Annotated in this window: 14 protein-coding genes; 8 read left to right on the plus strand and 6 right to left on the minus strand. The window is 45.0% G+C overall.

The features are described from left to right. Nucleotides 1-111 precede the first annotated feature (111 nt). The 4 genes from V144x_RS08495 (at nucleotide 112) to hslU (ending at nucleotide 6,336) form a co-directional block, all read left to right on the plus strand. The gene (locus V144x_RS08495) at nucleotides 112-2,613 is read left to right on the plus strand and encodes a PSD1 and planctomycete cytochrome C domain-containing protein (protein ID WP_144984195.1); all 2,502 of its coding nucleotides are present in this window, start codon (nucleotides 112-114) and stop codon (nucleotides 2,611-2,613) included. A gap of 71 nt (nucleotides 2,614-2,684) precedes the next feature. Next, the gene (locus V144x_RS08500; protein ID WP_144984198.1) at nucleotides 2,685-4,103 is read left to right on the plus strand and encodes a DUF1501 domain-containing protein; all 1,419 of its coding nucleotides are present in this window, start codon (nucleotides 2,685-2,687) and stop codon (nucleotides 4,101-4,103) included. A 320-nt stretch (nucleotides 4,104-4,423) separates the two neighbouring features. Beyond that, a complete protein-coding gene (hslV, locus tag V144x_RS08505; RefSeq protein ID WP_144984201.1) occupies nucleotides 4,424-4,984 on the plus strand; it encodes an ATP-dependent protease subunit HslV in 561 nt (186 codons plus the stop codon). Next, complete coding sequence (hslU, locus tag V144x_RS08510) at nucleotides 4,972-6,336, plus strand: ATP-dependent protease ATPase subunit HslU (RefSeq protein ID WP_144984204.1); 1,365 nt, start codon at nucleotides 4,972-4,974, stop codon at nucleotides 6,334-6,336. The genes hslV and hslU overlap by 13 nt, the downstream gene beginning before the upstream one ends. A 101-nt stretch (nucleotides 6,337-6,437) precedes the next feature. Here hslU and V144x_RS08515 read toward each other — a convergent pair whose 3' ends face one another. Beyond that, entirely contained in the window at nucleotides 6,438-7,346 is a 909-nt protein-coding gene (locus tag V144x_RS08515) for a DUF1559 domain-containing protein (protein WP_144984207.1), read from the minus strand. Nucleotides 7,347-7,675: 329 nt separating this feature from the next. On the opposite strand from V144x_RS08515, the gene V144x_RS08520 reads away from it, so the two are divergent. Genes V144x_RS08520 through V144x_RS08530 form a run of 3 tightly spaced genes read left to right on the plus strand, consistent with a single transcriptional unit; the run spans nucleotide 7,676 to nucleotide 9,742 of the window. Further along, nucleotides 7,676-7,987 carry a zinc ribbon domain-containing protein gene (locus tag V144x_RS08520; protein ID WP_144984210.1) on the plus strand — a complete coding sequence of 104 codons (312 nt, stop codon included), beginning with the start codon at nucleotides 7,676-7,678 and terminating at the stop codon, nucleotides 7,985-7,987. A 17-nt stretch (nucleotides 7,988-8,004) separates the two neighbouring features. Then, complete coding sequence (locus V144x_RS08525; RefSeq protein WP_197998827.1) at nucleotides 8,005-8,634, plus strand: Maf family protein; 630 nt, start codon at nucleotides 8,005-8,007, stop codon at nucleotides 8,632-8,634. A gap of 37 nt (nucleotides 8,635-8,671) precedes the next feature. Beyond that, nucleotides 8,672-9,742, plus strand: coding sequence for a tRNA dihydrouridine synthase (locus tag V144x_RS08530; RefSeq protein WP_144984216.1), 1,071 nt, complete (start codon nucleotides 8,672-8,674; stop codon nucleotides 9,740-9,742). Between the two features lie 97 nt (nucleotides 9,743-9,839). Here V144x_RS08530 and V144x_RS08535 read toward each other — a convergent pair whose 3' ends face one another. Further along, on the minus strand, nucleotides 9,840-14,789 hold the full coding sequence (locus tag V144x_RS08535; protein ID WP_144984219.1) for a GEVED domain-containing protein: 4,950 nt from the start codon (nucleotides 14,787-14,789) through the stop codon (nucleotides 9,840-9,842). 414 nt (nucleotides 14,790-15,203) lie between these two features. Further along, nucleotides 15,204-19,952, minus strand: coding sequence for a choice-of-anchor Q domain-containing protein (locus tag V144x_RS08540; protein ID WP_144984222.1), 4,749 nt, complete (start codon nucleotides 19,950-19,952; stop codon nucleotides 15,204-15,206). 651 nt (nucleotides 19,953-20,603) lie between these two features. Between V144x_RS08540 and V144x_RS08545 the strand changes: the two genes are divergently transcribed. Next, nucleotides 20,604-22,544: a preprotein translocase subunit SecA gene (locus tag V144x_RS08545; protein WP_144984225.1), complete on the plus strand. Its 1,941-nt coding sequence runs from the start codon at nucleotides 20,604-20,606 to the stop codon at nucleotides 22,542-22,544. Nucleotides 22,545-22,552: 8 nt separating this feature from the next. Here V144x_RS08545 and V144x_RS08550 read toward each other — a convergent pair whose 3' ends face one another. Genes V144x_RS08550 through V144x_RS08560 form a run of 3 tightly spaced genes read right to left on the minus strand, consistent with a single transcriptional unit; the run spans nucleotide 22,553 to nucleotide 25,402 of the window. Then, nucleotides 22,553-23,332, minus strand: coding sequence for an amidohydrolase family protein (locus V144x_RS08550; protein ID WP_144984228.1), 780 nt, complete (start codon nucleotides 23,330-23,332; stop codon nucleotides 22,553-22,555). Then, on the minus strand, nucleotides 23,329-24,111 hold the full coding sequence (locus V144x_RS08555) for an amidohydrolase family protein (RefSeq protein WP_144984230.1): 783 nt from the start codon (nucleotides 24,109-24,111) through the stop codon (nucleotides 23,329-23,331). Before V144x_RS08555 ends, V144x_RS08550 begins: the two co-directional genes overlap by 4 nt. A gap of 19 nt (nucleotides 24,112-24,130) precedes the next feature. After that, the gene (locus V144x_RS08560) at nucleotides 24,131-25,402 is read right to left on the minus strand and encodes a DUF6807 domain-containing protein (RefSeq protein WP_197998828.1); all 1,272 of its coding nucleotides are present in this window, start codon (nucleotides 25,400-25,402) and stop codon (nucleotides 24,131-24,133) included. Nucleotides 25,403-25,449: the final 47 nt, after the last annotated feature.

Raw genomic sequence — 25,449 nt, forward strand, 5'->3', positions numbered from 1 at the left:
GCTCATTATCCTAAAGTCTTACCTTCACGCATAAGCGACAGACTGCTGTTTGAGAAGCGAACACTCATCCAGAAAACTTGTGGCTCCTACCTGATAATGCTGGAAATAATAATGACGATGCATGCGAGATTACAAAATCAATTCGATTCATTCGGAACACAATTTCTCTCAGGATTGTTGATCGCTTTTGCTGTGTTGACGACTTCCAGCCTTTGCGCGGCTGAGAAGCAACCCACACAACAACAGATTCAGTTTTTTGAATCCAAGATTCGACCGTTGTTTATTAAGCATTGTTATGACTGTCATGGCCCCGATGAGCAGGAATCCGGGCTGCGTATGGATTCCTTTCAGGGTATTGCCAAAGGGGGCAAAGCAGGTTCGTTGATCGTCCCGGGTAAGCCGGAACAGAGCTTATTGATCACGGCCGTGAAGTACCAGTCGCCCGATTTACAAATGCCACCCGAGGACAAACTAAGCAAACAGGAAGTCAAAGACCTGGTCAATTGGGTCAAAATGGGGGCACCGTATCCTAATGCTGACTTAAGTCTTCTCAGAACTGCGGATGCAAAAGGCAAGTTGGATCTGGAAAAAGAAAGACAATTCTGGTCATTTCAATCTGTGAAGAAACCTGCATTGCCGAAAGTCAAAAAGAGCGAGTGGGTGAAAAATCCGATCGACCAGTTTGTATTGCAAAAACTGGAGCAAGCGAACCTCACTCCTGCTGAACCGGCTGACAAGCGCACTTTAATTCGACGTACGACATATGGCTTAACGGGACTGCCTCCCACATTGCAGGAAATCAATGATTTTTTGAACGATACTTCACCACAGGCGTTTGAAAAAGTGGTTGACCGCTTGTTGGCTTCGCCACATTACGGCGAACACTGGGGCCGTCATTGGTTGGATGTCGCACGTTATGCCGACTCAAATGGTCTTGATGAGAATGTGGCCTATGGAACGGCCTGGAAATATCGAGATTACGTGGTCAATGCTCTGAATAAAGACAAACCTTACGACCAGTTTCTGAAAGAACAGTTGGCAGGAGATCTACTGGAACCAACTCAAGATGTCGCCGTACGTAATGAGCGTTTGATCGCGACGGGGTTTTTGTCTTTAGGTCCTAAAGTCTTGGCGGAAGTCGATGAAACCAAGATGGAAATGGACATTATTGACGAGCAGATTAATACCATCGGTGTTTCTCTGATGGGGCTGACGCTGGGATGTGCCCGCTGTCATGACCACAAATTCGATCCGATTCTAGCACATGATTATTATGGTTTGGCGGGCATCTTAAAAAGCACTAAAATCATGGAGCATTATAAGAAGGTCGCCCGCTGGCATGAAAATTCATTGGCGACCGAAGCAGAACTTAAAGTGCAAGCTCAATGGGACCGGAAGATCAAATACGAGAATGATAAGATTGCCGGCTTGATCAAATCCGAAAACGAACGTCTTCAGAAAGCAGGGGGGAAGGATTTTAAACTCCCTGCGAAACCAGAATCTTCTTATTCCAAAGCAGCTCAAAAACAATTAAAAGAATTCCGAGATAAAGTCGCTACCCTGAAAAAAGAACGCCCCGAAGTTTCTACTGCGTTGGGGGCGGCGGAACGAGAAATTGTCGATGTTCCCATTCATATTCGAGGCAGCCATTTGACATTAGGAGAAATGGTGCCACGGCAGGTTCCCGTGGTTTTGAACCAGCAGTCGTCAGATCCATTTCCAAAGGATCAAAGTGGTCGACTGAAGTTCGCTGAATGGCTTGTAAATCGTGACCACCCTCTGACATCACGAGTGATCGTGAATCGAATCTGGCGCTGGCACTTTGGAAAAGGAATCGTGGCCACACCAGACAACTTTGGAAAATTAGGGGCCAAGCCGACCAATCAGCCTTTACTGGATTGGTTGGCAACCAACTTGATGGAGCAGGGGTGGTCGCTCAAAAAATTACATCGCATGATTTTACTTTCGAATACCTGGCAGATGAGTAACAAGTGGAACGAACAAGCCGCCTCCGTTGATCCTGATAATGATTTGATGTGGCGCGCCGACCTGCGTCGTTTGGACGCAGAATCTATTCGAGATTCGATTCTACTTGTGAGCGGAGGACTAGACCTGAAGATGGGCGGTTCATTACTCAACGTGAATAACCGCGAATTTGTCTTCAACCATGAATCAAAGGATGGTGTGACATACGATTTTAACAGGCGCTCGATTTATCTGCCTGTGATCCGTAACCATTTGTTTGGGATGTTTATGTTGTTTGATTACTCAGATGCGAGTGTATTAAATGGCGATCGTGCTTCCACTACTGTCGCGCCGCAGGCGCTGTTCCTCTTGAATAGTCATCTTGTGGAAGATGCTTCTGAACGTATGGCAGATTCTATTTTGTCTCTTACTTCACAATCGCCAGAGCAGAAAATTCAACAGCTCTTTTTAAAATCGTATGGCCGCTTACCATCTGAACTTGAAGTCAACAGATCACTGGAGTTCCTGGATGAAGTGGAAAACGATTTACAATCAGAAGAAGCAGATTCTGTGAAGCGTATCCATCGTGCCTGGCAGGTACTCTGCCAGTCTTTTTTTGCATCAAGTGAGTTTATTTATCTCAAATAATTTGTTTGAGAGATTCGAGTTATCCTTAACGCTATGACCATACAGCCAATCAATACCAACTGAGACCTGCCATGAGTATTCTACCTCAAACACTTTATTCTCGACGCGAACTGCTAAAAAAATCAGCAGTTGGATTTGGGAATCTTGCCTTATTGTCGATGTTAAACGATGAAACGCAGGCGGCTTCTTCCAAAGATCCACTAGCGCCCAAAGAGCCTCATTTTACACCCCGGGCCAAGCGGGTGATCTTTCTGTTCATGAAGGGAGGCCCATCCCACATGGACACATTCGACTATAAGCCTGAACTTCAAAAGTACGACGGGAAACCATTACCTTTTGATAAACCACGTGTGCAGTTTGCACCGACTGGAAACTTATTAAAATCGCCTTGGAAATTTAAGCAATATGGCGAGAGCGGAATTCATGTGAGTGAATTATTTCCGAATGTAGCCGAGTGTGTTGACGATCTTTGTATTATCAACTCGCTTCATGGAACGAACGCCGCGCATGGGGGGGCTTTACTTAAACTTCATACCGGCAGTGATGCATTTGTGCGTCCCAGTATGGGGTCATGGGTGACTTATGGTTTAGGAACTGAAAATCAAAATCTTCCAGGCTTCATTACAATTTGTCCTACTTTGGCCCATGGTGGCGTCAAGAATTGGAGCTCCGCTTTTTTACCGGCGCCTTATCAGGGAACGCCTCTGGGGAATGCAGCCGTAGCTGCCGAACAGGCGCAGATAGAATATATCAAAAATAGTTTTCTTTCTCGTAAGGTCCAACGCAAGCAGCTTGATTTTCTAAACGATTTGAACCGTCAACATCATCAGCAGACCGGTCCCAATCAGGTTTTGGAAGATCGGATTGGTTCTTTTGAATTAGCATTCCGTATGCAGGAAGAAGTTCCTCAAGTTCAGGATATCTCTGGAGAAACAGAAGCCACTCGAAAGATGTATGGGCTGGATGAAGAAAAGACGGCTGATTTTGGTCGTCAGTGTCTTATGGCACGCCGTTTTGCGGAGCGGGGAGTTCGTTTTATTCAGGTATCACACAGTGACCAGAAAGTTCAATGGGATCAACATGGTAATTTACTGGAAGGTCATGGGAAAAATGCCAAAGAAGTTGATAAACCCATCGCGGGTTTACTGAAAGATCTGAAACAGCGCGGCTTATTGAAAGATACTTTGGTCATCTGGGGAGGAGAATTTGGACGAACCCCCACTGCACAGGGAAAGAATGGTCGTGACCATAATCCGGAAGGATTTACGATGTGGCTGGCAGGAGGGGGAGTCAAATCTGGCTTCCAGTATGGCGCGACCGATGAGTTTGGCTACTATGCTGTCAAAGATAAGATGCACATTCATGATTTCCATGCCACTCTTTTGCATCTTTTGGGTATGGACCATAAAAAGCTGACCTATCGTTATGCGGGACGAGACTTCCGCCTCACAGATGTCGCCGGTCATGTAGCACACGGCATTCTTGCATAACTGTTTGGTGTGAGTGACACTGATTCATTCATGATAAAGACCCTCTTTTGGAAAAATGAGGGTTTTTTCATGCGCGGTGAACCGCAATCGCATAAAATTTGGTTATGCGGTTCACTTTGAGACTATGGGAAAAATGATCATATCCTCGTTGAGTCAATTCAAAGAGGAGTCGAACTGCTATGATTGAAAAACAGAGTCGTTGCAAGCTATGATTCAGGCTCAGTAAGCTTGCATGTCCTCTGGCTCTGTTCTATGGTGTCTCTGCTTAGCAAACTACCGGGCTTTTGTATCAGCATTTATTTATGAAATGTCGAGTTGTTATGAGTTCAAAACAGAAAAAAAAGTGGCGTTCCACGACGATTTTAACAGTCCGTCATCAAGGTCAGGTGGCGATCGGCGGCGATGGACAGGTGACCCATGGCGATACCGTAATGAAAAGCGATACCCGTAAGATCCGTAAAATTCTGGATGGACAAGTCGTGTGTGGATTTGCGGGATCGACTGCAGACGCCTTTTCACTCTTGGAGCGTTTTGAAGTCAAAGCCAAGGATTATCCAGGAAACATGCCACGTGCGGCAACAGAGCTGGCCCGTGATTGGCGGACTGACCGGGTTTTACGAAAACTGGAAGCACTGATCATAGTTGTCAATGATGAGCATAGTCTGCTTATCACTGGGCAGGGGGACGTGGTCGTTCCTTCAGATGGAATCATTGGCATTGGTTCCGGGGGGAATTATGCGACTGCCGCAGCGAGAGCACTCGTAGGGCATTCTCAGTTGTCGGCCGCAGAAATTGTGAAAACGTCTTTAGGTATCGCATCAGAAATCGATATTTATACGAATAATAATATCATCGTGGAGGAACTTTCGTGCAAGAGTTAACGCCTCGGCAGATTGTCGCAGAGCTGGATAATCATATTGTTGGTCAGGATGACGCAAAACGTGCTGTAGCGATTGCCTTACGAAATCGCTGGCGCTGGCAGCAACTACCAGAAGAGATCCGAAAAGAAATCACACCAAAAAATATTATTATGATTGGGCCAACTGGAGTCGGAAAGACCGAGATTACTCGCCGTCTGGCTGGGTTAATCAATGCGCCCTTCATCAAAGTGGAAGCGACAAAGTATACCGAAGTGGGTTATTACGGGCGTGATGTCGAAAGCATGGTACGTGACCTGGTTGATTCTGCTAAGAATCTGGTGCGTGAAAAGAAACGGGTAGAACTGGTTGATAAAGCAAAGGTTCGAGTTGAAGAACGCTTACTCGACCTTCTGGTTCCGCCTCCGGATTGGGAATCATCCTATCAAGAGTCTACAGAAGGGGGGCAGGAGGAAGATTCAAAAGAACGCTACGAGCGCACACGAGACAAATTTCGAAAAATGCTGAGTAAAGGGGATCTGGAAGACAAAGAAGTTGAAATTTCTGTAGACCAGAAAAGTTCTCCCGTGCAGGTATTCTCTAATATGGGTATGGATCAAATGGACGTTGATCTACAGGGAATGTTAGAGCGAATGATGCCTTCTCAGAGCAAAAGCCGCAAGCTGACTGTTGCCGAGGCGCGTAAGGTATTGCTCGAACAGGAAGTCGAAGGGTTGATGGATAAAGACGCCATTGCCGAGGAAGCAATTGAATTGGCAGAACGCAATGGAATTGTTTTTATCGATGAACTCGACAAAATCTGTGCATCTGAAGAAGGCGGAAGCCGTGGCGGTGATGTAAGTCGACAAGGTGTCCAACGCGATTTACTACCCATTGTCGAAGGAACTACCGTTCAGACACGTAGCGGTTCTGTGAAAACTGACTATATGTTATTTATTGCAGCAGGTGCCTTTCATCGCACAAAACCTTCCGACTTAATGCCCGAACTTCAGGGACGGTTTCCGATTCGAGTTGAATTACAGGAACTGACACGCGACGACTTCTTAAGGATTCTGACCGAGCCAACGAGTTCGATTACGATGCAATATCAAGAGTTGTTGAAAACGGAAGGTGTGAAAATCAAATTTGAGAAAGATGGTCTGGAAGAATTGGCTAAAATTGCTTTTCAGGTGAATCAGACCACTCAGAATATTGGTGCACGACGACTGCATACGATTTTAGAGCGACTTTTGGAAGAAGTCAGTTTTGAAGCACCCGATTTAAAAACAAAGAAAATCACCATTGATGCTTCTTATGTACAACAAAAACTGCATGCGATTGTTGAAGATGAAGATCTCAGCAAATTCATTTTATAGGGATTTGCATCGTCTTGATTTAAAAGTATCCCCATACACAAAATGTAAAGCATTTGTTTTGGGGATACGTTTTACTTCTTCTAATTTGAAAGACGTTCATTTTAAAATTCGCCGATTACATTTCCGTCACTGATTTTTCCAAGATTTTCGTAAGTCGTACCATCGACATTTTCACTAATGAAACGTACTGCTCCATCTCCTAATAGAAAGTGAGCACCGCCAGTATGTGAGCTACTGAATGCCCAAGGTAAGGTTCCATTAATCAGCGAACCAGGATGATTTTCCATTTTCCAGACAACGGAAGCCGTCTTTCCGTTATCAAAGTAACCAACCCAGATACCTCCATTATAGGTGTTGGCCCCCACACGGCCTCGGGCGGTTTCTCCAATCAGAACCGTATTACTGGCTCCATCTTGGATGTCACGCAGACGCGTATTGCTATTTGACCAGAAGGAGCCATTGCCACCAGCTGCATTATGAGGGCTGGTATTAATTGTATTCCCAATACCTCGGCTACCATAAACACCTTTATAGTTTGAAGTTGCGTGTCCACCTCGATCTGAATTCAATTTACTTCCCGAGTCGGAAGGGCAGCGAAAGAGCGGGAGCGTAGTTTTGGACTCATCAGTAGGAGTGACAACTAGGTTAATCATTCCTACATTGAGGGCATTATAGAGGGGAGATTGGTCCAGAAAGGGGAGAAGCATCGTCCCCCATCCCCATCCGGGTAAGCAACCACTGGTGCTCGTGGAACTTGCCTGACATGTAGAAGCGGTCGATGGTTGAACCCAACCTGAAGGAAAAGAGCGGTGAGTTTCATGATAATTATGCAGTGCAAGGCCGAATTGTTTTACATTATTTTTGCAGGTACTGCGACGAGCTGCTTCGCGTGCCTGTTGCACGGCCGGTAACAATAGAGCGATCAAGATCGCAATGATGGCAATCACCACAAGTAATTCAATAAGTGTAAAACCAAAGCGATTGCCCAGTTTTGAAATACGCGGCTGCATCTTTTCTCCTCTGATTGTAAAATAATTATGAATAAAAGAATCCATCGAAGATTTTTGCTTCGGGTTTGTATTTCCCTAGATATAAAAAATGAGTTAGATTAGAGGCGTATGTTTACCTTTTTGTTGGTAAAAGTACCTCAGTGGATTGATTAAGAGTCTTTTAAGATGGTTGATTCTATGACAGCTGATAAAAATCATTATTGGATACCAGGAATGATCGCAATCTCACTCAAAAAATTAATATTTTGTGAGCTTCGAATGAGTTTTGATCTTTCACTACTAATGTGAGACGGTGTACAGAATTGTCTTTTTAAAGCAGGAAGACATACGTGTTAGGATGTCTCTTTGAAATCAATAGTTCAGTCGTTTCTGAAAGTGATGCGAAGATGGACGAGGATTGGAATTTAGCGCCTGATGACGATTATGAGGATGCTGGGACTGACTCTGATGAGTTTGAGACGGCGACTGTTCCCTGTTCAAATTGTGGAGCAGACGTTTATGAGGAGGCAGTTGCTTGTCCCGTTTGTGGTGAGTATGTTGGTGTAAACACGCATCCTTTTAGTGATCGCCCTCAGTGGTGGATCACTCTGGGAGTAGTGGGGGGCATTGCCACGATTTTGTGTTTGATATTTTTATTTTGAATGAAATGCAAAGGAAAATGATAAGCTTTGATAAGATCATTTTGGGATCCAGATCTCCTCGCCGTCAAGAATTGCTATCTCAGATTATCCCAATAACCTCTATTGAAGTGATTCCTCCACAGAATTCAGAAGAAGCGGATTTTGAGCAACTATGCGATTTAGAATCTATTCGTCAGAGACTGATTTCCATTTGCAAAACAAAAAACGATGACGTATTAGAGCAAGTCGAGCAGAGCGCAGGCACCTTAAATCCAATCTTAACGGCCGATACCGTTGTTGTGGTTGAGCAGGAAGATGCAAAATATCTTGTGTTGGGACAACCTCCTGAAAAGGGCGAATGGAAGCAGACCGTCAGGCAATGGTTCACTGACTACTATGCTGGCAAGACACATCGAGTATTGACAGGTCTTTGTTTTCGATCGGGAGATCAAATTAACACCGAAGTTGTGCAAACACTGGTGACCTTTCATGGGATCGATTATGTTAACCGATATCTAGATTGGTATCTTTCAATTAAAGAATCATTGGGAAAAGCTGGCGGGTATGCCGTTCAGGGAAGTGGTAGCATTTTTGTTCAACAGATTGAAGGCAGCCTGTCAAATGTTGTAGGATTACCTTTAGAGCAACTAATCGAATTGTTCCACTGAATGTTGCCATAGTTTTCATCGAAGTCACATTGGTCTTATGCTACTTTCAAAATGGAGATCAACAGAATCTCCTGAAATCCAAATTGGTAATCGTATCCTCAAAACTCGGTATTTTCTTGCGCCTTTAGCGGGATATACGCAGTATGCTTTTCGTGTCGCATTGAGGGAGTTGGGTGGGTTAGGATTATGTACGACCGATTTGGTCCTGGCTTCGCAGATGATGGCCGGCAGCCGTAAATCCAAGGCACTGTTAATGACTTCTGTTGAAGATGAGCCTCTTACCGTACAGATCTTTAGCGGGATCACTTCCGAGTTAGTGAGAGGAGCACGCTGGTTAGAAGATCGGGGATACGAAGCCGTCGATCTTAATATGGGATGCCCGATGGCTAAGATCAACGGGAACGGTGGAGGCGCAAGGATTATGTGTGCTCCGGAGGCAGCCTGTCAGATGGTGGCTGATGTAGTAGATGCCGTTTCTATACCAGTGACAGTGAAAATGCGATTGGGATGGGACCGAGATTCTATTACAGCACCTCTCCTGGCGAGAGAATTTGAAAAAGCAGGTGTAGCAGCAATCACCATTCATGGCCGCACTCGCAATCAAGGATTTGGAGGAACCGTTGATCGTGAAGGAATCAAACAAACAGTCGAAGCGGTTCATCATATTCCCGTGATTGGTAATGGCGATATTTGTACGGTTGAGGATGCCTTTCAAATGAGAAACGAAACCGGGTGTGAGGCGGTTTCCATTGGTCGAGGAGCCATGCTTGATCCTTGGATTTTTCGTAAGATTTCTCAGGCTGTTGGGCGAGAAGAACCTCTCTCAGAACCAACTGTAGAAGAACAAATTCAATTTCTGGTTCGGCATTTTACATTGATGATAGAACAATATGATGACTATGGTTGCAAGTTAATTCGCAAGTTTGCTGCTTGGTATGGAGCCCGTTTGGGAATTCCTGAAGATCTGGAAAATCGCTTACGACAATTTGAATCGATCGACGAATTCCATGATATCGTCGCGAAAATTCGTTTGCGGCATGGAGAACGCAAATCTTCAGTAGCAACCGCTTTAATTAAGACTCCCAATGGTCCGGTAGAACGTTGGTGAAATTGAAAGGGGTGTTAAGTTGTACGGTCAAAAAAACAAGCCCTCTGAAATATTTCATTCAGAGGGCTTGTTTCTGTTTCAATTGTGAGCCGCCGTTTTAGTTAAGAATATCATGAGCACCGGCATTGTTCAGATCCAGTCCCAGATCAAGCAGGAACCAGTCATCACCTCGGGCAACAGCTCCAAAGAGTTTATCAACCTCACCATCGTTAAAGACAGTAGTGCTATCTAACTTGATATTATTGACACCCGTTGCGGTGTTGGTGACACGTGTGCGAATATTTTCGACACGATCTCCAAACGGTGTAGCAGACGTCCATTCTGATAGAATTCCAAATAGTTGGGTCAATCCATTGTCGTAAACCGTAGAACCACCAATCAGAATATCACCATTGGCACCATAGTTTGTGTATGTCGCTTCATCATGACCACGAATAAAGTCGGATCCCGATCCACCGATGAGAATATCAAATCCGTCAGGGCCACCTTCGAGAACATCATTACCAGCACCACCGATTAGTACATCACTGGCCCAGCCACCTTGTAGGTAGTCATTGCCAAGGCCACCGAAGAACATGGATTCGGTATCATAAAAGGTGTCATCTGCGATGATATGATCGTCTCCGCCCAGACCCCAGGCATACACACCACCAGTGGGAGCAAACTCTCCAAGATTGACGCCGTTAATCGTAACCTGGATCAGACCAGCAAAATTTTCCGAGATCAAGATGATGTCATTTTGCTGAGTACCTGTAATAAACAGAGCCGATTTTCCAGGTCGGTTCGGGTCAGGTAGTAAGCCAACAAAGTTTTGTGGAACGATTGTGACCAGATAGTCTTCTACTTCACCATCAGCGGCAGGGCTAGTCGTGGTTAATCCACCAGCTGAACTCAGACGGAATCGAGCGGCAACTTCACCCACGACGATTCCCGGTGGTAATGATACTGCAACAGAATTGGCACCAGCGACCACTGCATGGCTACTGAGAACTTGCTCATTAGCTTCCCAGGTTCCATTGCCGTTGAAATCAATCCAGGCATCGATAAACCCAATTCCAGTCGAAAGTACCGTAATAGTGGAAGCAGAATCGCCGGCAATGATGGGATTCAGCAAGATGCCGTCATCATCATCGAGATTAGCGGCTGCAGATTCTTGCCCATCAGCTTCAGCGGAGACCACACTTCCTAAAAGAAGACCGTTATTATTGAGAGCGTGTTGTGGGCCTTCACCATCTGGATCACCAACGAGGTTGGGGAAGGAGTCAGGTGCATCACCAAAATCAACACCATTAGAGGCGACGATGAGTGCTGTATCGGTAATCGTTTGAGGAGTTGTGGTGCCAAAGGGGCCTGCAAACTTGAGAACTTGACCCAGGTCGGTGTCAACGACATACAAGTTATTATCAGGACCAAACGTGACACCATATGGTAGTTGCACAGCCCGTCCGAAGGTGTAATTGTCAATGAAGTCGCCTGTGTCCGGGTCGAAGCGGAGGATACTTTCAGTCGCACCATTCGCAACATAGAGTAATCCATCAGGCCCAATTGTCAGACCACGTGGATTTGCTAGACCGCCAGTACCAGCGGCAATGAATGGACCCCCGGGGACAACATCACCATTGGAATCGAATTTCAGAATTTCGTTAGTACTGAAGCTGGCTACATAAAGGTTTCCATTAGAATCAAAGGTCATACCATATGGTTTGCCCATACCTCCTTCATTTCGAGCGACAAACTCACCGATGAAGGCACCTGTCAGACCATCATATCGTAATATACGGTCACGTAGAAATCCGGTGTCTGCCACATAAAGATCAGGAACTCCAGGAGCAGAGCCCGGACCAAAAGTAATAAAGCGTGGCTCCACGAGACCACCGCCTGATGCAAACACACCTGTTCCGATAATCGCTCCTGTCTGACCATCGAAACGCAGGATTTGTCCGGTATCAGAACTGGCAACATAGAGGTTGCCATCAGGGCCAAAGGCCATTCCATTGGGGACATCAAGTCCTCCTGATCCCGGAATCACAAAGGAACCTTCAGAAGCTCCTGTTTGACCATTGAATCGTTCGATACTGTGGTCCGAACCATTGGAGTTTTCAAAACCATTGCTTACGTAAAGATCACCATCGGGTCCAAATACGATATCGCGTGGACTGTTTAAACCAGATGATACAAATTCGAGCAGGAAATTACCGGGTTGGCCTTGGCCTGTGTCGGCATCTTCGTAAGCTGCTGTGATGGTTTCGCCAAATACAACTTCCAAAGTTCCGTTTTCAGTGACCACCGTACCAGGTGAAGAGAAAATAGTACCTACGAAGGTCCCGGATCCTGTTGCCGTTAAGACAACGGTTTCAGAATCTCCACCCGATGACGTCACGAGTACATTTACTGTGGCTAATCCCAGTAAGTCACCATCAGTGACAGTGATGGTAATTAAATCACCGGCATCATAAGTGGCTGCATCAAACGTAATAGTACCAAAACGTGAAGGAGTAAGATCGACACGGTAGTCTTCAACTTCACCATCAGGTGCAAAGCCAGTGACACCAAGTCCCGCTTGTGTGCTCAATCGGAATCGGGCGAAGGTTTCACCAATGCTGAATGCGGCTCCCTGTGGGATGGCGATTTGAACGGTAGTGACACCGGCTGTGACTTGAAGGTCAGTGACGACTTGCTCGCTGATATCCCAGGCTCCATCACGATTGAAATCAATCCAACCCTGCAGGAATCCATCACCAGATGACTCTACCTGAATTGTAGTGAATCCGTCGCTTTGAGAAATCCCATTCGAGAGGAAGATGATTCCATCTTCGTCGGCTCCATCTCCAGAAGCATCCAGACTCGGAAGTCCATCCAATTCCAGATCGATAGATGAGCCAAGTGTCAGGCCCCCTTCCAAACTGTGTCTGGCTCCGTCATCTGCGAGAAGTGTTGGGTAGGGGCCAGGAGCGTCCCCGAAATCAAGACCAAAGTTACCGGCGGTAGAAAGTCCAAATGCTAATGTGTTGATACTATCCTGTCTGCCAAGAAATTCAAACAAGAAGTCCGTCCCAAATTCGACAGGATCATCATCGGTTGTGCCGAAGAAACCATCAGGACCGATACCAATGCTGTTGCCAATATCTCCCCCTACGTCCATAATTTGAGAGTCGGCGTTAAACCTCGAAGTGTGCCAAAGCCCGAAGAAGTGTCCTGCCTCGTGTGAAACAATATTTCCAACTGCCTCTCCCACCAAATCTATGATCGTGGTGTTAAAGTTTCGGATAATATTATTCAGAGAGTTAGGGTCAGCTGGGTTTGTACTACTGAGTAAATCAAGAAGAACAACCGCTGATTCAGTTGTATCAAAGTTTCCAACATCGATTGATTCGGCAATGCCAATGGTACTGATTCCAAGTTCAGCGATCGTACCACCTACGATTACCCGACTGACGTTTTCCTGTCCGAAGGGGTCGGCATGATCTCGACTATTCAAAATTCGAATGCCGTAATCACCAGGATTACCACCGTTGATGGGGTCAAAGAAATCACCATTGTTTCCTAGTGAGCCAACATCAGCGAAGTTGTCCGTAATCGTTGCCATGATCGCGTCAATCACGGCATCTTCATCTGCATCTGTCAACCCCCAATTACTGAGGAAAGCACTTAAAGGAGAGAGATTCGCAATGTCGGGGGGGACCAGAAAATCATCAAAGAGAGCTGGGTCGACATTGGCTCCATCAAAGTCAATGAAGAGGGTTTGAACCGCCCCGGAATCGACGAGTTGAGTTTCCAACTCAGGACGGAACACTTTTAATTCAAGATTATACAGGCCGATAATTCCTGTGACTGAGACAAAATAAGTGCCAGAGGTCGGTGCTACGAAAGAAGCAGATGCGTTGCCGTCTCCTGGTAAAGGACTATCTTCGGGATAGAGATCAGAGAGAAACCGTGAGGATTCGATAAGCAACTGCCCTGTAGAATCATAAAGCGCAAGCGTTTGACCTGCACCAAATACATTGGCACCAAGAACATCGCCTGCTTCTAGTTCAAAGGAATAATAATCGATGTCGACCGCATTAAGACCTACAGTGAGATTGTATACTCCTTCAGCACTTGCATTGGGGCCGACACCGGCACCACTTGTTTCATCATTTGGATCAGAGGGGAGGCCTGTACCAAACCCACCTACCATAATAAAGTAATCATCATCCAAAGGGGCGACAAAATTGATCAGGCTATCGAGGAATGTGCCACTATCATCATCAAAAGCCACTTGAGTACCAGAGCTGCTATAGATAGCGACAATAGGGTCTAAGCCAAAGAATTGCGTAGCGTCTTCCACGGAAACTGTAATTCTCTGTCCTGCTTGAACTCCTCCCAGACGGTAAAAGTCAAAGTCGCCAGTTCCGGTTCCAGCGCTACCATGAGGGCCATCCCCGATCGTACCACCTACGACTCTAATTTGGGTACCATTTGCTAAACCCAGATCATTAGCCAATGGGATTGAGCCATCATCTTCTGCAAAGGGGCCGAATGTGAGGATACCCGTATTTGCCAGAAAACCAGCAAGATCGACTTCAAAGTCATCATTGAGACCTGTTCCAAAGCCAGCAATAAACTCTGCATTGGATAGATCGTCATTTGAGCCTGTCGTACCAATGGTTTCATTTTCATTTGTGGCAAATTGTGTAAAACCATCTGGATTATCAACTTGTCCCAAATCATTTCGATTTTTTTGCTTGTCTTCTTCAGAGACGGGAATCGCTGCTCTTTGTTCGGCTTGTGTTTGATGAGAAAGTGGAATGATATTGAGGTGTGAGGTATCATCACTAGAGTTTGCTGGTGTTACATCATTCGAATTATCGTAGGCATTGGGATTAAAGAATGGATTTGTTGCTGAAAGCAGTGTCCTGTCTTCTAAGAGCTCAGTCGTAGAAATCGCAATTGATAATGAGTTGAGACGTTGATTTCTTAATCGTTTGTCACGACCTTTGCGAAGGTAATCTAGTAGTGAACCAATTCGACCTGGCTGGTTACGACGTTTAGTTCTCGTAAACATCATTTGCATCTTTCCATATCATGCCAAAACAGGAGACTCTGTTTTATGCGAGTAGCTTGTCTTTACAGAATTATTGATGAGTTTTCGATAACTCTATTATTTTTAAACACTTAAGTATTTGGTGTGTAAAAAGAGACGCATCCAAAGATGAATCACTTTTCACGATATTTGTTGATATAAGCCTATTTTTTACAAATTCTGTTAAAATAGGCAGTTTAAAACCGATTGTGCAGCAACAAAACTACGGATGTCAAGTAAAAGATTCAAAGATCGTCCGAAAAATGAGTCTTGCAAATCGGTTATACGGTTCAGCCCAAGTCTGGTTGATACGTTGTGGACGTCTGAGACACTAATTTCTCACATTTATTAGGGGGTATTTTCCTGGTAAAAGTATTTGAACAGGGGTTTTATGTGTATTTAAATGCTTTCGAATTCAGGATCTAAATAACGTCCGAAATATTCATCTGTTTCCGTAAAGTCTTGACTTTCATTCAAAGAAAGTTTTCGTTCTCCGGGGGCTAAATCAGGTTCCATCAGAGAATCCTCGTGATCATGTTTGTGTCCCAGTAAGTGGTTTAATTCATGCATTAAGACAGTCAACAGATCAATTTTTCCATTTGCAGAGCTAAATAAAGAGGCCTCAAATATTCCTGGGACTGAGGTTCCATTAAATTCTTCATTCGAAAGTGGAGTCTGGTCAACGAACCATCCCCAGCCTGCTGCATTTACATCCAAGTAGATAATATTAGTAGCTGTGTCTGCTTTTGCTAACTGATTTCCAGGTAATTCAACAATTTGAACTTCTACATCAGCAAGTTCTTCATTCACAATGTCGCCATAAACGCCATCTAATTGTTCTTGGGCAGCATCGAGAACAGGTTCCACCTTTTCGGATGTCAGGGTTTCCAGATTTGGTTCTACTGGATTGATGATTGAAGTAATCAGATTATTTTGTTGCCAGACTTCATCGAAATTAGATGGATAGGCAAAAAAGTGACCACTTCCCTGAGTCTTATTATAATTTGAAGCAAACAGGATCAGGTCACGAAAATCAACTCTTCCGGAGCGGTTAAAATCAGCAGCCCAGGCACCCGGCGCTCCTGGATCACCAGTAGATGTATTATAGACTGAGGCAAAGAGGATCAGGTCTTTGAAGTCGATGGAGCCATTATCGTTGAGATCATATAAGGCGGGTACCAAAGTTAAGTTAACCGCCGCTCCCTCTGTTACAGAAACATCACCTAATGAGGAAGAGAGATCACTGTTTGAGATTTCAAAATTCAAATTAGCTACAGGTTGAATATATTGGCCGTCAGCATTTAAAGGAATCGGTTTTACAGAGAGATGAACGCGTGCTAACAGAACACGTGACTCCGCTCCGTGGTCAGTCTGAGTCGTTGATGCGCCAAGTCCCGTGATCATACCCGCATCGTTATCGATGTTACCTGTTTGATTTCCAGTAAACTCAGGTCCGTATTCGATGGAGTTGGCAATTAAGTACTGTGCGTCGAAGCTTAAGTCGACTGAAGCAGCAGTCACTCCGTTTTCTGAAGAATTTGTTACACTCACCCAGATTTCAACGATCACCGGATTCCACTCATCGATAAAATCGACATTCGAAGGCAAGGAACCGACTTGCCCCGAACTTCCGACGTTCGTGGCTGCCCGTTTCACGGTCAGTTCAGCACTGCCTAGCACTGATTCTGCTTCGTAAGCCCCGATATCGACGCGGCTGATCGAATCATTATTTCCATCCGCTACACGAGCTGAGTTTCTCTGGTCCAAAGTCAAAGCGGGGGTAAAAGTGTTCGGGTCAAATGCGGGATCACCAGCGTCGATTGCCACACTGCCAGTAGAGAGGGCGTGTGTTTTTGTTAAGCCGCCGTTCTCAGCCAGAGGCAATAGGCCGGGATCCAGACCTGTGATAAAGTTGGTTCCGCTAATGCTCACAACGGCTGTGTTTTCAACGAGACTATAGCTTCCAGTAATTGTTCCCTGTAGACCCCAGGCATCGTCTCCACCATTTGAAGCAGAGTTGTCTGCGATGATGGTATGGTTAACTCTGACCTCACCAAAACTTACGTGGAGTCCTCCCCCTTGATTCCCGGCAGTGTTATCTGCGACGGTGCTGTGATCAATGACTCTATCCGGAAGCTCTTCATTTTGTATATCTATCCCAGAAGTATCGACTAAATAAATCCCACCACCGTCCTGGCCAGCCTCGTTTCCGGAAATTGTGGAATTCAGGATAGATACCTCTGTCCTCATACCAGCATGAATTGCTCCACCATCGCCATTAGTGGCTATATTTTCAGAGAACGTACTATCTCGAATCGAAAGGCTTCCATCTAATTGATACAAACCACCGCCTGATAGTATGCTTTGGTTGTCATGAAAAGTCGATCCAGTAATGATTGTCGTTGTTTGTGAAGCAGAGATTCCTCCACCGTTTAGTGGCCCCTGACTAGAATTACTGAGAAAAGTCGAGTTAGTAATATTAAGCTGACCATTTAGTTGGTAAAGCCCTCCCCCCTCACCGGCGAAGCCAGTATTATTTGAGACGAGACTGTCTGTGATTGTAATATCGGCATCTGAGGCGTGGATCCCCCCCCCATTACCTTCTGCTCTGTTATCGTCAAGTGTCGTCTGATAGAGAGTGACTGATCCAAATTGGCTGGCGATGGCTCCACCATTTGAAAATTGCGAATTATTCGATTGCAATAAGGAGTTTGAGATTTCGAGTGTACCTGTATTGTAAATTGCACCACCCAGGCCTGTATCTGTTTGATTATTGATCAACTCGCTATTGGTGATCACCAAGTGCTCTGAGTTAAAAATGGAGCCACCATTCCCATTTGTTTGAGCGTTAATTAATTTAAGATTTTGCAGACTGACGATGAGAGTATTCTCTGATATTCCATCGTCGATTAAAAAATGCCGAAATGGCAGACCAGGATTGTCAGCATCTAGGGTAAGTAATGCATCTCCTTCTGGTGATGTGGGTGCAATAATTGTGAGTGAGTCAGTGATGAGAAATCTGCCGGCAAGATCTATTGTTCTAGTTGAGCCGGAGCCTTCATCGATAAATAAAGCAGGATCAAACATGATCGTATCGTGACCATTTCCCGCAGGGGCGACATCGAAAGCATTATCACTATTCGCTGCTTCAATAGCCTCACGCAGAGAAACTTTACCATCCGCGGTTGTTTGGTCATTGAGTGTTGTGACTAGAATTACTCCTGTAGGAGCAATAGAGAAATCCACGGTTGCTATATTAGAGGATATTCCAAGATTGTCGTAGACTCGATACGTAAATGAACCAAGACCCATAAACCCAGAACCATCGGCGATATAATTCACAGTACCATCTGCATTTGTAGTGATTGTTCCATGAGCAGGTTGATCTACAATTTCAACAGATGTGAGATCGAGTGTACCATCAGAATCTGTATCATTTGATAGAATATTGATTGGCCCAGGTGTTGCACCTTGTAGTGCAAAAAAATCATCGTTGGCAACCGGAGGATCACCGACTCTGACTGTGATGACTTGATAATCTTGAAGTTCTAAGAACTCTTCAGCTACACCGTTGGGAAACGTTTGATTGATCCCAACAGCAACGGTGATCTCATAAATACCTGGTACCAGATCAACCGAGGGACTAACAGTGAGTAATCCGGTAAATTGGTTAACGTTATAAAAAAGTCCTTGTTGGGCTGGTGCGGGGATAGCCAGAGCAGACTGTTGAAGTCTTGATTGATCAAAGTAAACAAAGTCTTCTGCAAGATTGCCGTTAGGAGCACCAAGATCGATATCAATTGCTTCCAACTGATATTCTACCGAGGAACCTGGGCTGACCTGAATATCCGGGATATCAGCTAAGAAGGGATTAGCGTTTTCAGGTTTAGTATCGTCAGTAATTAGATCCGGAGTGACATTAACTTCGAATTGGCGTTGTTGTGTGTTGCCATCCTGATCTTGTACAGTAACCGTAATCGTCGACGATCCTGTATATCCTTCTGGTGCAGTCAAAACCAGTGTGGCATTTTCTGAATCTGTGAAGACATCTATCGTTTCGATGGTAACGGTATAGTTGGGAATATCGTCGCTTACCGCTATATTGCTAATGGCCTCGCGAACTTCTTCTCCTTCAATGAGGTATCCAAATATCGTATTTTGAAAATCGTTAATTCTTTTTGGTCCGTCGGTGATCATGAATTGAGCATCATTTTCATCATCATGAGTTTCGCCAAGTATAATATTATTAGGATCTGTAATGTCGCCCGGTTTTCCAGTCTGTTTATACATTGTGAGCAAACCAGATTGCACATGTTGTAATTCCGCGTGAAACTGGTCATCAAAAAATCCTAGATTCGTACCTGCTGGTCCATTTTCTCCAACCGCGCCACCTCGAATCAAACCATCAATAATTTGATGAAACTCGACATCGTAGTTTTCATTTTGATCGTAATAATTATTTTCAGCCAGAAAAATAATTCGTTCTGTTGCACGAGAGGCTCTGCCTTCAAACAATTCGAAGACCATATCTCCATAACCTTCCACGGAGATGCGGATACTACGATTGCCAGATAGAATCCGCGCTCCTACATCAGAGTTACTGCTTTCCACGGTATAAGTCAGTGGACCATTTTCAGGATCAAAACCATCTAGCGCGACATGCAAAGCAGTTCCAGAAAGGAGATTTTGATCTGAAATTTCTTTCAGAAAAGGATCTTCGGATACTGGAATGTCGATACCTAATTCTGTAGAGAGTTCCTGGATCGAGTTGATCTGATTCCCTTCAATCAGTGTTCCATCACTGAGCCTCCAGAGGGGGCGTAAGTTGGCTAATGAATCGATTCCTACTATGCTTGCGTTAGCATTTAACACTCGGTTAGCATCAGTGACTTCTTCAAATTGAAGAAATTGTGCGCCATCTTCAAAAAGTGATTTTTGTGCTGTGGTATCTGCGTCCCATGCTGCGCCGTAGAGCTTTACATCTGCAGCTGTTAAGGCTTGTGCGAATGCGATTAGATCCAACCCAGTCAAAAGTGTCCGATCTTCCAGCTTTTCAGTAGCGACGAGTGGAGTTTTGGCCTGTTTTTTTCGACGGTGGTGTCTACTACTTCGAGGATGCCACATGTTGTCCATGAATTTAGAAATCATTGGGTTGGTATCTTTATGTCTTCTACTGGTCTTCAAGGGTGAGAGATTTCAACACTCAAGCACGTCTCAATACCTCTAGGTCAATAAATTGCTGAATGTTCAGCTACCGATTTTAAAGAGGAACACATACCTAAAAAAACAGGTAATTTGGAATGTTTCCAATGTTTAGTAGAATTGAGCGGTTTGCATGATTTGGTTCTATCCAGCATACTCAAAAAACAACCTGCACCAAAAATGACGATTGGTTCAGATTAATCTAACATTTCAGACATTAACTTGCCCAATCATGTTGATTTAAGTCAACACACTGTAACAACTTACTATTGCAGGCTCTTTTTCAGGATCTGAAAGAGAATTCACGATTAAAAAATTGTGATGAATATGGTTGTTAAATTAAAATACTGTGACTTTGTAGACAATCTGAAAGAGCATGGGATGCAAGTCTATTTATTACAATAGTTTATGAGATGTTGTTTTTTGTGGTTTCGCTTTGTGATACCGTACTCTATTCTTTTGTGAATTTTCTTTTCTGCCGTTACATTTCAGATATTTGTCCGTCATAATTATTGAGCTATTGTCACACTGCCTTGAGTAGTTTCATTAATAACCAGATTTCTATTGTATGATTTATTGAGCGTTCCTGGAGGCACTTTGGGCGTCGCATCTCATAGCTATCATTGGATGAAGACCGGTTTTCGTCCCGCGAAATCACGAATTTCTCGTTGGAGAGTTGAAGCCAATCGGATCATTAAGCGTTGCGAATCGCTTAAAAAAATGACCGATGATCGGCTGGAACGGTATTCATTAGAATTGCGCTGGCGTGCAAAATCTGGCGAACCTTTGAAGAAAATTCTTCCCGAAGCATATGCGTTGGCGCGGGAATCTGCATGGCGTACCTTGAAAATGGAGCATTTCCCTGTGCAACTTATGGGGGGGATGGCTCTGTTTGAAGGTGGTATTGCGGAAATGCAGACGGGGGAAGGTAAAACCCTGACTGCCGTGTTGCCTGCCTACCTGCGTGCTCTGATGGGAAAAGGCTGTCACGTGATCACCGTCAATGATTATCTGGCACAACGTGATGCGGAAATTATGTCGCCGGTCTTCAATAAGTTGGGACTCTCCGTGGGGACGATTACTTCAGATTTGGAAGATGAAGATCGTCGTACAGCGTACGCTTGTGACATTACTTATGGCACAGCCAATGAAATGGGATTTGATTTTCTACGCGACCGAATTAGAATTGGTGCCAGTGCACCTGGGCAGTTAGAGCAGGCGATTTCCAATCATAAAACATCGGGCAAAGAACCACTGGTTCAGCGCGGGAACTATTTTGCATTAATCGACGAAGCCGATAGTGTTCTAATTGATGAAGCGCGTACACCTCTGATTATTGGTTTGATCCAGCCGAACGATGCTGCTTCAGTGAATTTGTTTCGTTGGAGTAATCGAGCCACCCACCGGTTGGAGTCAGAAGAAGACTTTGTTTATGAGCCCAAAAAGCGTTCTGCTTATCTGACCGATCAAGGTTGTCGAAAAGTATTGTTAATGCCCAAACCTTCGCTGCTTGATTCTATTGATACCGAACGGATCTATAAACAGGTTGAACAATCTCTAGTTGCGCGTTTTGGATTTCTGAAAGATCGTGATTACGTGGTCGTGGATGAGGAAGTGGTGATCGTCGACGAATCGACGGGTCGCATGATGGATGGACGCAAGTGGCAAGATGGGCTTCATCAATCGATCGAAGCACAGGAGCATGTTCCCGTGACCGCTTCAACAGGACAGGCAGCTCGTATCACGGTGCAAAGTTTCTTTCAAAATTACTCACATCTCGCAGGAATGACTGGTACTGCCGCTCTTGCTGAGAAAGAAATTCGCAAAACATATAAAGTCTCGGTGACTTCAGTTCCCACACATCGTCCCTGTTTAAGAATCGGTGATCCGCCTCGTCTGTTCAAAACAGTGCAAGCCAAACGCATGGCCGTAGTTGAGGAAATAGAACGTATCCGATTAAAACGATGCCCTGTTCTGGTGGGAACGCCTTCTGTAGAAGCCTCCGAAACATTGGGTGATTTGTTGGCGATGAAAGCGATTCCTCACCAGATTCTGAATGCCAAGTATCACGAACAAGAAGCAGCAATTGTGAAGAAAGCCGGTGAGCCATCACGTGTGACGATCGCTACCAATATGGCGGGACGTGGAACCGACATTCTGCTCACCGATGAAGTGCGTGAAAATGGAGGTTTGCATGTCATTGCAACTGAGATGCATACATCCGCACGGATCGACCGCCAATTGATTGGTCGGTCTGCCCGGCAGGGAGACCCCGGGCAGTATCAGTTCTTTCTTTCTCTAGAAGATGAACTCTTACGTTGTCTGGAAACGCATCAACTCGAAAGAATCATCGAGTCTGCCAAAGCAGATGAGAACGGTGAGCTTGCTCCGAGTTGGATTTCCTTCTTCAATAATACTCAGTCATTTCTGGAAAAACTGCACCGAAAACAACGCCGTGATATGTTGAAGCAGGAAAAGCACCGGATCGAAATGTTTCATAAGATGGGGCTCGATCCCTATCTGGAATGGACCGAGTAACGCAGTTACTATGAGTCAGTCACAAAAAATCGCTTTCGTGCATTCTGCCAGATGATTTGCTGTTCGATTTCCATTCCCAGGTTGGATTCTTTCAGTTTATTCAGGCTGGATTCCAAGTAGAAAAAAGGAGCATATGATCCGAAGAGAATCTGCTGATATGGGACTTGTTTCATCAGCTTTTCAATCCCGCCGACTCCCTCCAACATCGCAATTTCAACGGTGAGGTTTGGGCTTTCTGTCAGACTGGTTAATTTCGCACCTCTCAATGATTTCATTCCGTTGAGAATTGTTACCTGCAGTTGATCGTGTTGTTTCATCAGGTCTGGCAGGGCTTCAAATTTGACATCCGGAATTCTCATCAGCGGATGATGCGTGCGATCATCTTCCATTCTCATCGCGATTTGAATGAAGAGCTTTCGTTCTGCAGCCATAGCAAACAGCTTTTTCACTTTATCATCACTCAACTGGTATTGATGATAATTGGGGTGTAGACGCAAGCCAGGCATCGCAAGTTCTTCATGGCAGGTAATCACATCTGCTTCCCAGTTCGGAAGGTTGAGATTAATACTTCCTATGGGGATCAGTGTGCCTGAACCAAAAGACTTACAGTCGTCAGACAGACGTTGATTGACGGATCGGATATCTTTATGCAGGAGCCCGTCAAAACTACCAGCAAAGCCCTGACTGATTTGATTCTGCTTTAACTTCTTAATGAGCGCGGGAGTCTCATCATTCGGCAATCGTCGGAAGGGCCACCGGGAAAGGTACACGTTCGTATCGAAAATCATACATTGATCCCCTTCGTGTTCAAAATGGGAGTCAACAATCGTTTGAGGTTGCCCCCCAGAATTAATCGCTTGGAAACTTCAGGAATGTCGGCACCCTGTACTTTGGCCAGTTGAGACGAAAAACTGCGACCACCAATATCGCTGCCATAAATGATCCGATCTGCTCCCAGAGTGCGGACTGCCATTTCAGTAGCGCCGGCTGTGGGATCAAATCCGCCGAATCCCGCGTACACATTAGGGCTATTCTGAATGGCACGAATTCCCAGTTCCCAGTCACCACCCGTGTGCCCGGCGATAAGAGGAACCTTCGGATGTCGTTTCGCCATGAGCGCCAAGTCGCTGGTTGTCGATTCGCCGACCAGGTTACCACCTGTTTTGAACCAAGTATGTTGATAAATTAACGCGTTTAATGCTCCTGCGCGTTTGATAATCGGATCGATTTTCGGATCGTTACATCTCGTGGCTACCCACAGCTTCACTCCCACCATCGGCCCGTTCTTTACACAACGATCTAATTCTATGAGACTTTCCTCAACATATTTTGCATTGAGATAGACAAAGCCAAATGCCCGGTCATGCCAATGGCTGATCGCTTGCATCACATCATCATTTTGTTTTCGAAATTCTTGGGGAGTTGGATCTGTCAAAAAAGGCCACCCCATAAAAAAGACGAGTCTTTCGACTCCCATGCGGTCGGCATAATCCATCAACTGGGCGATACGTTCATCGACCGTTTTTCCATCCACTCCAGATAGATGACAGTGTAAGTCCCAAATCATTGGTTATTCTCTCAGCGGTTTAATTATTTTTTGTGACTAGCTGTAACGTAGTTTGTGGTGGGTAGGCATAAATATGCCAAATTTGTTCTGTCTCTTGAAGCGTTGGACCATCGTGTACCAGAAAACGATATCGACTGATGTTTGGCTGCTCTGGTGTAATTTTCCAGTCACCCAAAGCACTGGGGGTAAACACCATATATGGCATCGATGGATGAATGCGCACAGGTTCGGGATGACGAAAATTAGTACGATGACTCAGGATTGTAAAACCACTCCAGGGAGTTTCAGCAGTGGGTCTTCCATAGATATCACACCAGTGTGCGCGATCATGATTCCCATCTTTTCGTGTCTTTCCATTGGAAGTCAAAAAGCGGCAATTGTTTTTATCCCAGCCACGCCCTCCACGAATTGCCATACCACCATAATGATATTTGGGAAGGAGTAAAGGACTCTCCGAGGCACAACGTGCTTCTGAGGAAATGTCATACATCCAGAATTTCGGTTGTTTTGCTATCTGATTCCAGACTCGAATCGTCCAGGTTTCCAGTAAAGCAACTTTTTCTTCAGAGCCGGTGAGATCGACGTGTTCCTGTTTCACTTTCAGTTCGGCAAACACAGGCCCTGACTGTTGTGAGACCAGCTTATGAAAACGGACACGCCCTTTATTACTTTTGATTTCCCAGAAATTCGTGACTCGTCCTTCGAATAAACAATTGGTATAAGCCAGAAATTGCCCGCTCTGATGTGCATGATCGGGAGGAAATTCATCGGAAACGATTTTGCCACTGGGCGTCCAGATAGGATGGATATGCGCGCTGCGCCCATAAAGCGGATGCAAAAGTTTAGGTGCCGCTCTATGTTTGTAATTGTAATTTAATACGGGACGATTCCCGATGCGTATCTGGAATGCTTCGCCACTATCTTTTATCGAAACGCCATTTTCGAAAGTCGTTTGTCCTATCTTGATCTCAAATACTCGTGAGGTATCAGCTGTTGTTTTACCCGGTGGAATGAACCAGAGACGGTTGGCTGCATTTTTCCTGTTTTCGATTTGTGCGGGGATCGTTTTTGTGCCAGCAGATGACTTCTCTAGAAGATAAACGGTAGTGTCAGGAAAGCCTGTTTCTGGAAGTAGTACAAAAACCGGTTCGTCGGTAATTACGTGCTTTCCCGACTTAAGTGTGATTTGACCAATGGTTGGATCTGCGGCGTGGATTGCGCTTAGCATCCCGATCCATGGAAAGGTCAATGCTAGAACCAGCCGTTGAAAATAGGGTACGAATCGTTTCATCAGAGTCTTTCTGTAAGGGACAAACATACTTTCGTATGATCATTAAA

It is taken from the genome of Gimesia aquarii, assembly GCF_007748195.1.
GTDB classification, from domain to species: Bacteria; Planctomycetota; Planctomycetia; order Planctomycetales; family Planctomycetaceae; genus Gimesia; species Gimesia aquarii.